At 36.7% G+C, this 13,290-nt stretch carries 13 protein-coding genes; 11 read left to right on the top strand and 2 right to left on the bottom strand.

The window, feature by feature from the left end; all coding sequences use genetic code 11:
• Positions 1 to 50 precede the first annotated feature (50 nt).
• The gene (locus tag EJF36_RS13290) at positions 51 to 1,043 is read left to right on the top strand and encodes an aromatic acid exporter family protein (protein ID WP_125906779.1); all 993 of its coding nucleotides are present in this window, start codon (positions 51 to 53) and stop codon (positions 1,041 to 1,043) included.
• A gap of 10 nt (positions 1,044 to 1,053) precedes the next feature.
• Complete coding sequence (locus EJF36_RS13285) at positions 1,054 to 1,557, top strand: L,D-transpeptidase (RefSeq protein WP_125906778.1); 504 nt, start codon at positions 1,054 to 1,056, stop codon at positions 1,555 to 1,557.
• A 255-nt stretch (positions 1,558 to 1,812) separates the two neighbouring features.
• Here the strand turns inward: EJF36_RS13285 and prli42 are convergent, their stop codons facing one another.
• A complete protein-coding gene (gene prli42 / locus EJF36_RS21575; RefSeq protein ID WP_185806912.1) occupies positions 1,813 to 1,905 on the bottom strand; it encodes a stressosome-associated protein Prli42 in 93 nt (30 codons plus the stop codon).
• Between the two features lie 237 nt (positions 1,906 to 2,142).
• Here prli42 and mce point away from each other — a divergent pair, with 237 nt between their 5' ends.
• The 5 genes from mce (at position 2,143) to EJF36_RS13260 (ending at position 7,434) form a co-directional block, all read left to right on the top strand.
• Positions 2,143 to 2,556, top strand: coding sequence for a methylmalonyl-CoA epimerase (gene mce, locus EJF36_RS13280; protein WP_125906777.1), 414 nt, complete (start codon positions 2,143 to 2,145; stop codon positions 2,554 to 2,556).
• A 5-nt stretch (positions 2,557 to 2,561) separates the two neighbouring features.
• Complete coding sequence (locus tag EJF36_RS13275; protein ID WP_125906776.1) at positions 2,562 to 4,112, top strand: acyl-CoA carboxylase subunit beta; 1,551 nt, start codon at positions 2,562 to 2,564, stop codon at positions 4,110 to 4,112.
• Positions 4,113 to 4,279: 167 nt separating this feature from the next.
• Positions 4,280 to 5,398 (top strand): M20/M25/M40 family metallo-hydrolase, encoded by a 1,119-nt coding sequence (locus EJF36_RS13270; protein ID WP_125906775.1) that lies wholly within the window; start codon positions 4,280 to 4,282, stop codon positions 5,396 to 5,398.
• A gap of 323 nt (positions 5,399 to 5,721) precedes the next feature.
• Positions 5,722 to 6,174: a chemotaxis protein CheW gene (locus EJF36_RS13265; RefSeq protein WP_125906774.1), complete on the top strand. Its 453-nt coding sequence runs from the start codon at positions 5,722 to 5,724 to the stop codon at positions 6,172 to 6,174.
• Between the two features lie 21 nt (positions 6,175 to 6,195).
• Positions 6,196 to 7,434, top strand: a complete 1,239-nt coding sequence (locus tag EJF36_RS13260; protein ID WP_260471905.1) for a DNA polymerase IV — start codon at positions 6,196 to 6,198, stop codon at positions 7,432 to 7,434.
• Between the two features lie 110 nt (positions 7,435 to 7,544).
• On the opposite strand, the gene EJF36_RS13255 is transcribed toward EJF36_RS13260, so the two are convergent.
• A complete protein-coding gene (locus tag EJF36_RS13255) occupies positions 7,545 to 8,765 on the bottom strand; it encodes a hypothetical protein (RefSeq protein ID WP_125906773.1) in 1,221 nt (406 codons plus the stop codon).
• Positions 8,766 to 9,025: 260 nt separating this feature from the next.
• Here EJF36_RS13255 and EJF36_RS13250 point away from each other — a divergent pair, with 260 nt between their 5' ends.
• The 4 genes from EJF36_RS13250 (at position 9,026) to EJF36_RS13235 (ending at position 13,261) form a co-directional block, all read left to right on the top strand.
• Positions 9,026 to 10,108 (top strand): ABC transporter ATP-binding protein, encoded by a 1,083-nt coding sequence (locus EJF36_RS13250; protein WP_125906772.1) that lies wholly within the window; start codon positions 9,026 to 9,028, stop codon positions 10,106 to 10,108.
• On the top strand, positions 10,105 to 10,995 hold the full coding sequence (locus tag EJF36_RS13245) for a carbohydrate ABC transporter permease (protein ID WP_125906771.1): 891 nt from the start codon (positions 10,105 to 10,107) through the stop codon (positions 10,993 to 10,995). The genes EJF36_RS13250 and EJF36_RS13245 overlap by 4 nt, the downstream gene beginning before the upstream one ends.
• 20 nt (positions 10,996 to 11,015) lie before the next feature.
• Positions 11,016 to 11,837, top strand: coding sequence for a carbohydrate ABC transporter permease (locus EJF36_RS13240; RefSeq protein ID WP_125906770.1), 822 nt, complete (start codon positions 11,016 to 11,018; stop codon positions 11,835 to 11,837).
• 65 nt (positions 11,838 to 11,902) lie between these two features.
• Positions 11,903 to 13,261, top strand: a complete 1,359-nt coding sequence (locus EJF36_RS13235) for an ABC transporter substrate-binding protein (RefSeq protein ID WP_125906769.1) — start codon at positions 11,903 to 11,905, stop codon at positions 13,259 to 13,261.
• Positions 13,262 to 13,290 lie beyond the last annotated feature (29 nt).

The raw sequence follows: 13,290 nt of genomic DNA, 5'->3' as shown, positions 1-13,290 counted from the left end.
TTGTCATGTAAAATGCAGGTTATATACTTATTAAATATAGGAGAGCAATTATGTTTAAAATTGGATATCGTACGATAAAAACAGCCATTGGTGCTGCGCTTGCAATATATATTGCTTCATTGCTTCAGTTAGATAATTTCACTTCAGCAGGTATTTTAACTATTTTGTGTATTGGCGTTACAAGAAAACGTTCATTAATGAGTTCTTGGACAAGGTTTTTAACGTGTATGATTGCAATTGTATTTACATTTGTTTTTTTTAATGTGTTAGGCTATACTCCGTTAGCTATTGGTATGTTGTTGTTATTTTTCATACCGACAACTGTCCAGTTTAAACTTTCTGAAGGAATTGTGACAAGCACAGTCATTATTATGCATATGTATGCTGCTAAAACATTCGCTTGGTCCTTTATTCTTAATGAGTTAGCTATCATCGTAATTGGAATCGGCGTAGCTCTTGTTATGAATTTATATATGCCAAGTATGGAACGAGATTTAAAGAAGCTTCAGCAGCAACTAGAAAACAATTTTAAATTAATATTTACTGAAATGGTATCCTTCTTAAGAGATGGAAAAAGCGATTGGGTAGGAAGTGAAATAACGGAAACGGACGAGCTCCTTCAAAAAGCGAAAAGCATGGCATTGCTTGAGGTAGAAAACAACGTCCTTCGAGATGAGGATACATATTATTATTATTTTAAAATGCGGGAAAAACAATTTGATTCTATGATGCGTATGCTACCGATGATCACGACAATTCAAAGTACATATGAACAAGGAAAAATGATTGCTGACTTTATTGAAGAAGTTAGTGATTTTATTCATCCTGGTAATACTGCAAATGAGTTTCTTACTCAACTTCATGAATTACAAGATTCTTTTAAAAATATGCCATTACCAAAAACACGTGATGAGTTCGAAACAAGAGCAAATTTGTTTCAATTCTTAAAAGAAATGGAAGATTATTTACTGATAAAAAGAAGATTTCATCCGAATGTATTAGATAAGAAGGCAAAACGTAAGCTAAAAGAAAAAAGTGCATAAAGGTGATTAAATGAAGCTTATTGTTATGTTAGCCTTGGTATTTTCCCCTATTTGGCCATTAGGTGTAAACCCTATTATAGGTGACCCGTTTATAATTATTAATAAAAAAACAAACGAGCTTACGTATATTGATGATGCAACTATTCAAGGGACGTACATTGTTGCAACAGGTGTGACAAACGACTTAACACCTGAAGGATTGTTTACTGTGACTGTCAAAGCGAAGGACCCATACTATCGTAAAAAAGATATTCCTGGTGGTTCTCCAGATAATCCACTTGGTACAAGGTGGATTGGATTTGATGCAGACAATACAGATGGTAGAATTTTTGGGATACATGGAACAAACAACCCTGACAGTATTGGTAAATATGTATCTAATGGTTGCGTAAGAATGAATAACAACGAGGTGGAGGCATTGTTTAATTCCATCCCATTAGGCACGAGAATTCTTATTGTAAATACTGATAAAAGCTTTGCACAATTGGGTAAAGAATATAGAGCATTACCATAAAACTCTAAATATGGGATTTATTGGAATTTCATGTGATTGATTATGGATCCGGGTGTAAGGTTCAATAATCCAACATCCGGAGAAAGGATACATAGTAGCTGTACCTTCAAAAAAATACAGGTGCTTTCAACATAATGAAAGCTGTTGAGGACTACCTTGGATTATGTGACGAGTAAAATTGAAATAATAAGGAGCTTGGGCGTTAACCCAAGCTCCTTTTATCAAAGTTGAAATTATTTATAGTCACTAAGTGGCTTAAAACCACATGCTCGCCCCTGCTAATATAGTTGTTAAAAGCATGGTTGCTAGCATTAAATAAACGATAAATTTTTGTGCTTTACGGGACATGTGTTCTTCCCTCCTATTGCTAGATTCTCTTTTTCTATTTTACTTGTCTTTCGTCTTTTAGACAAGCATGAAATCTTGTCTAAATTTGAAACGTTAAAGGAAAAAGAAGGATTTTTTTTTATGTTCACGAATATATAAGCTATGTGAAGGCTTTCTCAATATTCAAGAATTCTAAAAAAATGAAAGCAGTTTCACAAAACCTTTGGTTTGTCATGCTTGATGAGGGAGGATAACAAAATGATTGAGAAGATTGATCACATTGGTATTGCTGTAAAGTCTCTCGAGTTGTCGCTGCCATTTTATGTTGATGTATTAGGGTTAGAGCTTGAAGGAATTGAGCAAGTTGATTCAGAAAGAGTCAAAGTAGCATTTGTAAAGATTGGTCAATCACGTTTGGAACTTCTTGAACCTACATCATCGGACAGTCCAATTGCAACGTTTATTGAGAAGCGCGGAGAAGGAATCCACCATGTTGCTTTAGGTGTAACGTCCATTGAAGAACGATTAGAGGAACTAAAAACAAAGGGGATTAGATTAATTCACGAAAAACCAAAGATAGGTGCTCATGAAGCGAAAATTGCATTTTTGCACCCTAAGTCAACGGGTAGTGTATTGCTAGAGCTTTGTGAGAAACCAAACAAAGGGGTGTAATGACCATGCCAGATATTTATGACAAGCTTAATGAGTTGTATGATAAACGGCGGGAAATAGAGTTGGGCGGTGGAGATAAGCGGATTGATAAACAGCATGCGAAAGGTAAACTAACAGCTAGAGAACGTATTGAATTACTTGTAGATAAAGGCTCATTTGTTGAATTAGATCCGTTTATTGAGCATCGTTGTGTAGACTTTGGTTTGCAAGGTCATGCTGGTCCTGGAGATGGTGTTGTAACAGGCTACGGAAAAGTAAACGGTCGTCCAATCTATTTATTTTCACAGGATTTTACAGTGTTCGGTGGAGCATTAGGGGAAATGCACGCAAAGAAAATTGCAAATGTTATGGATTTAGCTGTAAAAAATGGTGCTCCTGTCATTGGTTTAAATGATTCTGGAGGAGCTAGAATTCAAGAGGGCGTTATGTCACTTGATGGATATGGTACTATCTTTTACAGAAATGCTATATATTCAGGAGTTATTCCGCAAATCTCTGTTATTATGGGCCCATGTGCAGGTGGAGCTGTCTATTCACCAGCCATAACAGATTTTGTATTTATGGTTGAAAAAACGAGCCAAATGTTTATAACAGGTCCGAAAGTTATAGAAACAGTTACAGGGGAGAAAATCAGTTCAGAGGACCTCGGCGGTGCAAAAGTACATAACTCAATAAGCGGAAACGCACATTTCTCAGGTGCAACGGAAGAAGAAGTATTAGCGAAGGTTCGCTTACTACTTAGTTATTTACCACAAAATAATGAAGAGCTTCCACCTATGCAGCAGACTGCTGAAGAGGATGATTATCGACCAGACCTAACTGATATTGTGCCATTTGATGCTGTTCGTCCATATGATGTTCGTCTAGTTGTGGAACAGGTAGTAGATGAAGGGTCGTTCTTAGAAATTCAGAAGGATTTTGCTAAAAATATTGTAATAGGTTTGGCTCGTATTAAAGGAGAAGTAGTCGGTCTTGTATGTAATCAGCCTAAATTTATGGCCGGTGGTCTAGATATAGACTCTTCAGATAAAGCAGCTCGCTTTATTCGCTTCTGTGATTGCTTTCATATTCCTATTATTACGTTTGAAGATGTTACTGGGTTCTTCCCAGGTGTAAAACAGGAGCATGGTGGAATTATAAGACATGGTGCGAAAATATTATATGCGTATTCAGAAGCTACGGTACCTAAAATGACGGTTATTTTACGTAAAGCGTTCGGTGGCGCTTATGTGGCATTAAACAGTAAATCTATTGGTGCAGATATCGTGTTTGCATGGCCAAACGCAGAAATTGCTGTTATGGGCCCGCAAGGAGCTGCCAATATAATATTCGCTCATGATATTGAAAATAGTGATAATCCGGAAGTAACGCGTGCAGAAAAAATTGAAGAATATCGCCATAAGTTTGCTAACCCATATGTTGCTGCAAGCCGTGGTATGGTAGACGACGTAATAGATCCACGAGAAACAAGAATAAAGCTTATAACAGCGCTTGAAATTATGCGCAATAAAAAAGAAGAGCGTCCACTGAAAAAGCACGGCAATATTCCTTTATAATAATAGATATTAGTGGTCGAGAAGCTACTTTTAGCTTCCGACCTTTTTATATTGTCTTGTATGGGAAAGCATATATCAAATTTCTAATTCGTAAAACGAAACAGTTTCCATCAACAGTTACAAAGGGTATACTAATGATGAGATTTAAACAGGGAGGCCATACATATATGATTCAACAAGAACGTTTATTACAAGAGTTTCTTGAATTAGTACAAGTTGATTCTGAAACAAAGTTTGAAGCAGAAATTGCAAAGGTTTTAAAAGAAAAATTCATGGCGCTTGGAGTGGATGTGTTTGAAGATGACACAACGTCACAAACAGGTCATGGTGCTGGAAACTTAATTTGTAATTTGAAGGGAACAAAACAGGGTGTAGATACAATTTACTTTACATCGCATATGGACACGGTTGTTCCTGGTAAAAATATTAAGCCTACTGTAGAAGATGGTTATGTAGTGACAGATGGTACTACCATTTTAGGTGCAGATGATAAAGCGGGACTGGCAGTAATGCTAGAGGTTATCCGTGTCCTAAAGGAACAAAACATAGAGCATGGGGATATACAATTTATTATAACGGTTGGGGAAGAATCCGGTTTAGTAGGTGCCAAAGCATTGGATCCAAGTTTGGTAACAGCCAAGTTTGGTTATGCATTAGATAGTGATGGACAGGTAGGAAATATAGTGGTGGCAGCACCTACTCAAGCAAAAATTAAAGCTACAATTCAAGGGAAAACAGCTCATGCCGGTGTTGCTCCTGAGAAGGGTGTATCTGCCATTACGATTGCTGCCAAAGCCATTGCTAAAATGCCTCTAGGTCGGATTGACAAAGAAACGACCGCAAACATTGGACGTTTCGAAGGAGGCACACAAACAAATATCGTGTGTGACCACGTAGATATTTTAGCGGAAGCGCGGTCACTAGTTCCTGAAAAAATGGAAGCACAAGTCGCGAAGATGAAAGAAGCGTTTGAAACAGTAGCTGCTGATATGGGTGGTAAAGCAGACGTAATTATTGATGTTATGTATCCTGGCTTCAAATATGGCGAAGGAGACCATGTTGTGGAAGTTGCAAGAAAGGCAGCAGGCAAAATTGGAAGACCATGTGAACTATTGCATAGTGGGGGAGGAAGCGATGCCAACGTAATAGCTGGTTTTGGCATCCCTACGGTAAACTTAGCAGTGGGATATGAAGAGATTCATACGAAAAGTGAAAGAATGCCTGTAGGGGAGCTTGTAAAGCTTGCTGAGATGGTAGTCGCTATAGTAGAAGAAGTAGCGAAATAAATCCTTTATGGATAGATAAGTGTACACTAAAGCTAGTGTGCACTTTTTTTGACGTAAAAGTATAAGTTTTTAAGCTAGATTAGTGTCTAGCTCCTTGAAGTCGTCTTCAGTTGCTCACTTTGGAGGAAAGACCTTCCTGTGGGTTCGTTACGTCTTAAGCATATCGGGGCTGAGCAAGGCGCTTGCGCTTTTTATTGAATAAGAAATCATTCCTAACTTGTTGCCCGATTTTATAAATCTTAATTTTATAAGAAAAAATATGATAAAATATTTGTAGAAATTAGTTGATACATGCCGAAAGAGTAAAGGGAGAGTTGATAGTTATGAAAATGGTAGTATTCCAAACAGGACGAGAAGAATACGGTGTGCCAGTACAGCATGTTGTGTCTATAGAGAAATGGGTCGAGGCGACGGTCATTCCACATATGCCTTCTTATATGATGGGTGTTGCAAAAATACGTGGAGAACTTGTTCCAATATTAGACTCAGGTTTAATTTTTTTCAATAAACGCATAGAAAAGTCTGAAAAAGTGAAAGTATTAGTAATGCAAGTAGAAGGTTTTTCATTTGGCGTATTAGTTGATGATGCTAAAGAAATCTTAGATGTAGAAGAAGATAGTATTAAGCAAGTCAATGTACTAGCCTTCCAAACATCGTCATACTTCTCTGGTGTTGTTAATTTACCTGAGAGGCTAATAACGCTAGTGGAGCCAGCTAAGCTATATGCTAAGCTTGACGAATTAGAAGAGGTACGTAATCAAATCGCGACTCAGTAAGCCTAATATGGAGGCGATATAGTGAGTATCGTTATATTTCATATAGATATGAACAGTTTCTATGCTTCTGTTGAGATGGCATGTGACCCTACGCTGAAAGGCAAACCGCTTGCAATTGCTGGAAACCCAGAAGAACGAAGAGGTATTATTGTGACGTGTAGCTATGAGGCTAGGAAACACGGTGTCAAAACAACGATGCCGTTATGGGAAGCGAAAAAGCTATGTCCAGACTTGATTATCCGTAAACCTAATTTTGAGCGCTATCGTCATGCATCTAAAGCTATGTTCGAGCTATTACGTGAGTATACAGAGTTAGTGGAGCCTGTGTCCATAGATGAAGGTTATGTTGATGTGACTGAGCTAGCAAAAAAAATACATCCACTACAGCTAGCACACACAATACAAAATAGACTATTAGCAGATATGCAACTACCTTGTAGTATAGGGATCGCCCCTAATAAATTTCTTGCGAAAATGGCATCAAACATGAAAAAGCCACTAGGCATTACCGTGCTTCGCAAGCGTGATATGTCAAAGATTTTATGGCCGCTTCCTATAGAAGATATGCATGGAGTAGGTGAAAAAACAGCAATCAAACTTAAAACAATAGGTGTTACTACCATTGGAGATTTACCAAGTATCGAGGATATCCAAATGAAGCTCTTACTAGGGATAAACGGTATTCGCTTGAAAGAAAGAGCCATGGGTATCGATAATAGAGCAGTCGATCCGGATGCCATATATGATTTTAAAAGTATTGGTAATTCTACAACACTATCAAATGATACGACTGACGAAAAACAACTGCAAAATGTAATTCGAAAACTGGCTCAATCTGTGTCTAATCGTATGCACAATAAGCATGTTCTATCCAAGAATGTGCAAGTTACAATACGCTATGCGTCTAGACAAACAATCACAAGAAGTCGGAAACTGGATAATCCAATTATGACCACAGAAGCGGTTTTTGACGAAGCATATCGGTTATTTCAACAAAATTGGAATGGCGACGCAGTGCGCCTATTAGGAGTAACCGCACAAGATCTATTAGAGAAGCAAGAAGCTTATAAGCAACTAGATATTTTCTCCTATGAAAAAGATGTAAAAGACGAACCGATCATATCTGCTATGTCTAGAATTAATAAAAAGTATGGCGCGAATGCTATAAAAAAAGGATTTGACAAGAAACCCTCTGCCAAACATACGTCTGACATTATGAACGAGACAAGCTTTAACAAAGATTTTTTACAGGATGATTAGTAAAAAACATTCAATAGTGTTAGCAGAAAAGGGACTGTTCAATAAATGCCTAGCATTTTTTTGGACAGTCCCTTCTTCACATTTCAAAAAAGTACTAAATGCGCCTAGAATTATTGAATGACATGTAATCCATTTGTGCAATTGTTAAATAATATTTCTTTTACTTGATTTACATTTTCCTTGTTGCATTGTACTATAACGAATACACCACCTTTTTTACTCTTTTGTTTCTTGAGTCTAATTAAATCTACAACATATCCAACGCCCAAACCGATGAAAAGAGATAAAAGCCCCCAGGTAACAGGTCCGCCTATTAATACAAATCCATATATAACGCCAAACAATGAGAAGATGGTACCAAAAGCAAAGCTGAAAATATTTAAATTCACGACATCACCTTTTAGAATGTCAAGGGTTTTTTGCGCCGGTTGCACTTCTGTTAGTGGGATAGCGAGAACTTTGTCTTGGCTTAACCCATGCTCTCTTAGCTCATTAATAGCTAATTCAACATATAAAGAGTTATCAAATGAACCGATGATATTCATGCCATCAACTTCCTTCTGTAGGAATGAAATGCTATTTAAAAGTGACTTGTTTTGAAATTTATTAATTAAATAATAATCTTGTTGTTGCTTCATTAAATGGTTAAATGAATCACAATTCTGATAAGCGTCATAGGCAGCAAAGCAATACATGGACGGTAAAAATATTAGCCATTCTGGATTCAAGATTTGACTAGCCGAATAAACATTTCCAGTAAAGGTAAGATGAATACTTGTTAAAAGATTAGAAAAATACACAACAATAACCATCCATACTATAATATAAAATCCTGATGGTGTTCGACCTATATATAAATGACCTAGTCCTGGGAATACAAATGACCAAAATATCGCGATTTTATTGCTAAACTTATCTAAATAATTATTCTCTAATGCAGAAAAAGAAATCGGTTCTATTTCTGAGACAGAACCATTTGTGTCAGCCAAGATAGCATATTTGTTTATATCAATTGCGACTCTTCCACTATCCCAAATGCTAAACAAATATACGGGTACATATAAAAGAATCCAGTTCGTGTCAAGTACTTGAATTGCTTCCTCATAGCGTCCTAAAAATGTATAAAAGATTGCTAAGTTTAAATGTGCATTTATGTTTACAATAAATTCCCAAATGATTAATAAGAAACCCCTAAGGTATTTACAAATCATAATATGACCGAATCCAGGCATAGCTGCTGACCACCACATAACTGCATTCGGACTTCTTAGCTGAGCAATATTAATGTTAAATGCTGTTAAGATACCTTTTTTATAGCGTGTTTTGTTCATGTGCAGCACTCATTTCACAATTGTATATGAAAATTTTCTCCAATTCAGTTGAAATTTATGAATGAATACCTTTCTTCAATCTGCTTATTAAAGGAAAATGTATTACTAAATACTCTATACGCTGACAAAAAATTTACATTTTACGACAAGTCTTTACATTTTTTAATACGAACTTTACGTCTTGTTTATATGACCTTTGCAAAAAACAACTAGAATATAAATTGTTGGCTTGAGGTTAGAGAGACAGAGGAGGGTTTTACGTGAGGATAGAATTAAAAGACCTTACGATGGCATTCCAGGATGTTACGGCTGTTAACAAATTGAACGTGACAATTGAGGAAGGCTCACTTGTATCATTGTTAGGACCAAGCGGATGTGGAAAGAGTACTACATTGTTTATGCTTGCAGGTCTATATAAACCAACAGCAGGACAACTCTATTTTGGAGATCAACTTGTAAATAAAGTGGAGCCAGAGAATCGTGAGATTGGTATGGTTTTTCAAAATTATGCTTTATACCCACATATGACTGTATTAAAAAATATAATGTTTCCACTTAAAATGGCAAAAGTCGCAAGAGCAGAAGCAGAACAGAGTGCTATGGCAATGGCTAAATTAGTTAAGATTGATCATTTAGTTAATAGAAAACCAGGTCAGCTTTCTGGAGGACAACAGCAACGTGTGGCAATTGCTCGTGCGTTAGTAAAGCAACCTAAACTGTTATTGCTAGATGAGCCTTTATCGAATTTAGATGCTCGACTTCGTTTGGAAATGCGCGAAGAAATTCGTCGTATTCAGCAAGAGGTAGGTATTACAACAATTTTTGTCACGCATGATCAAGAAGAAGCGATGAGTATCTCAGATCACATATTACTTATGAAGGATGGAGAATATCAGCAATTCTCAGGGCCTCAAGATATGTATGAGAACCCTAGTAATCTTTTCGTGGCAAAATTTATGGGCACTCCTCCTATTAACATATTAGAAGGCAAGTACCAGTCTCCATCAAATAAGCTTGTTGTCGAAAATAAAGAACTTCACTTTTTGCTACCTGATAGAATAGACGGAAAACAACTTACAATAGGAATAAGACCAGAAAGCTGGACAGTAGCAAACCAAGCTTCAGAAAACACATTGCCAGTAACGCTAAAGCTTGTTGAACGAATTGGAAGAGATACTTTAATTACCGCGACAATTAATAATAAATCAATAAGAGCTTTCGTTTCTACGAAATTTACAGGCAAACCAGGTGATACAGTACATCTTCAAATCAACAATATGTATGTTTTTGATACAAAAACGGAGGAACTTATACGGAGGTATGATGGGAGGGTGCAAAGTTGATTGAAAAACCAACTATAAAAAGTACCCTGACTGCTCTTCTATATTTGTTGCCGGCACTTATTATTTTAGGCGTATTTAACATTTATCCTATTATTAAGTCTTTTTTAATGAGCTTTTACATAGATTATGACTATTTTAATGATATTGTATTAGCGCGTGGCTTTGATAACTTTGTTTATATTTTTAGCGACCAAGAATTTTGGTTATCTATGAAAAATACATTAGTATTTGTTGTCGGAGTTGTACCTCTTTCTATTATTATTTCACTTTGTATTGCACTTTTACTGAATGCCAATATAAAGTTAAGAGGCTTGTTTCGCACCGTGTACTTTATACCGTTTGTTACGTCAGTAGTGGCAGTATCAATTGTGTGGCGCTGGATTTTTCATACGGATTATGGTTTGTTAAATTATTTTCTAGGTTTTTTAGGAATAACTCCTATTCAATGGTTAACAGACCCAAAATGGGCTATGCCAGCACTCATCATATTAAGTATATGGAAAGGGCTAGGTTACAATATTGTAATTTTTTTAGCTGGCTTACAAACTATTAATCAACAATATTATTTAGCAGCACGAATTGATGGAGCAAAACCTTGGCATCGATTTTTAAATATTACAGTGCCACTTTTATCGCCGACAACGTTTTTTATATCTATCGTGTCAATCATCAATTCCTTTAAAGTATTTGATGAAGTGTTTGCTTTATTCAATGGAAAGCCAGGACCTGCATACAGTGCCCAGACAGTTGTTTATTATATTTTTGAGAAGTTTTATAACGAATGGGAGATTGGGATTGCGTCTGCAGCAGCCTATGTTCTATTCCTCGTAATCTTTATCTTTACGCTTGTACAACTTTATGTTGGGAAGCGCAAGGTTACGTATTAAGGAACAGAGGAGGAGTATTGATGAGAGATGCACTGTCTAAAAGTTTTATATATATATTACTAACCATCGGCGGATTACTGATGCTTTTACCGTTCATTTGGATGGTTAGCACCTCATTGAAACCTGCTAATGAGGTTATGCTTATGCCACCACAATGGATACCATCTGATGTGCAGTGGAATAACTATGCGGAAGCTTGGGCTATGGCACCATTTGCGAGGTATACGTTTAATAGCTTCCTCGTTACTATATTAAGTACGATAGGGGAGTTAATCACAACTATTTTAGCGGCATACGCGTTTAGCCGGATTCAGTTTTACGGCAAGGATGTTGTGTTTGCAGTGTTATTAGGAACCATGATGGTACCCGGAGAAGTATTATTAATTCCTAACTATGTCACCCTTTCTAATCTTGGTTGGATTGACCGCTATGAGGCTTTAATCGTACCTTGGCTAGCAAGTATATTTGCAATCTTCTTGCTGCGTCAATTTTTCCTAGGAATTCCTAAGGAGCTTGGCTACGCTGCGAAAATAGACGGATGTAGTAATTTTAGATATTTATGGACTATTATGGTCCCGCTTGCTAAACCAGCTCTTATCACAATTGCATTATTAAAAGCAATTGGTAGCTGGAACGCCTTTTTATGGCCATTAATAGTAACAAGTTCAAAAGAGATGCGAACATTACCAGTTGGGCTTACACAATTTAGCACTGAAGCTGGTACCATTTATGAGCTATTAATGGCAGCATCAACAATGATTATACTACCAATGGTTATTTTATATTTAATCTTACAAAAGTATATTATTGAAGGTGTTGCACGAGCTGGTATTAAAGGTTAACGGTTTTATTGGCAAAATGCCATTAAACATATAATTAAACAAAATAACTTTGGGGGTAACAATCAATGAGAAAATGGTTAGTTTTACTTCTTACGTCAATACTTGCAATGGGACTTTTAGCTTGTGGGAATGAGCAAGCTTCAGAAAATCAAGAAGATGCACCAAAAGAAGACACAAGCAATGAAGAAGCAGCTTCAGAAGAAACAGCACCAACAGGTATTCAAACAGTTCTTGACAAAGAAGTAGAAATTGAGTTTTGGCACGCTATGAGTGGCGGTCATGAAGAGGCTTTAACAAAGATTACCGATGATTTCAACGCTCAAAGTGAGTTTGTTAAAGTAAAACTTGTGAACCAAGGTGGCTATGGCGACCTTTCACAAAAAGTAATGGCTTCAGCGAAAGCAAAAACGTTACCAGTTATGTCTCAAGCATATGAAGATTGGATTACTGAATATTTACAAAATAATCTTGTGACAGATCTTACTCCTTACATTAATGACCCACAATATGGTTGGTCTACTGATGAATTAAATGACGTAGTAGAAATTTTCCGTGAAGCAAATATGTGGGATGGTAAATATTACGGTATGCCATTTAACAAAAGTACTCGTATTTTATTCTATAACAAAGGATTGTTAGAAGAGAAAGGTGTACAAGTTCCTACAAATTGGGAAGAACTTCGTACGGCAGCAGAAGCATTAACCTTTGAAAAAGATGGTAAAAAAGTAGTTGGTATGGGATTCGAAAACTCTATCGGTCTAGAAATTAACATGTTTATTGAGCAAGCGGGTGGAGAATTAATGGACGAAAATACGAAAGAAGTTAAATTGAATTCTCCTGAGGCAAATGAAGCAGTTAGCTTCATTAAAGGTATGATCGATGAAGGTGTAGCACGTCTTGCTGGTGAAGATGGTTATATGTCAAATCCATTCGGTCGTGGTGATGTAGCCATGTACATTGGTTCATCTGCCGGAATTCCTTACGTAGCTAGTGCCGCTGAAGGAAATATTGAATGGTCTGCGAGTGTTTTACCTTCAGGTGAGAAGGCAGCTACTCCATTTGCTGGAACAAATGTAACTGTATTTAACTCTGCATCAGATGAAGAAAAATTAGCGGCATGGGAATACATTAAATTCCTAATTAATACAGAAAATACAGCATATTGGGCTGAGAAATCAGGTTATCTACCAATCCGTTATTCTGCGTTAGAAAGTGATGCTTGGAAAGCTTATACAGAAGCTAACCCTGTTTATGGTGTAGGAGAGCAACAATTTGATGCGGGTTTTTATGACCCACGTGTAGTTGGTGCATATGGTATGAAAAATGCCATTGCCAAAGAAATTGATAACATTTTACTTGGACAAAAAACAGTGGAGCAAGGCTTAGCAGATGCACAAGCTGCTGCTGAAGCAGAATTAAAATAATGATATAGAGAGGAACCTATAAAAAGGTT

This window comes from Bacillus sp. HMF5848 (assembly GCF_003944835.1).
Classification (GTDB): Bacteria; Bacillota; Bacilli; order Bacillales; family HMF5848; genus HMF5848.
Note: the sequence above shows the minus strand (reverse complement) of the source record. Positions and strands in the feature narration are given on the sequence as shown.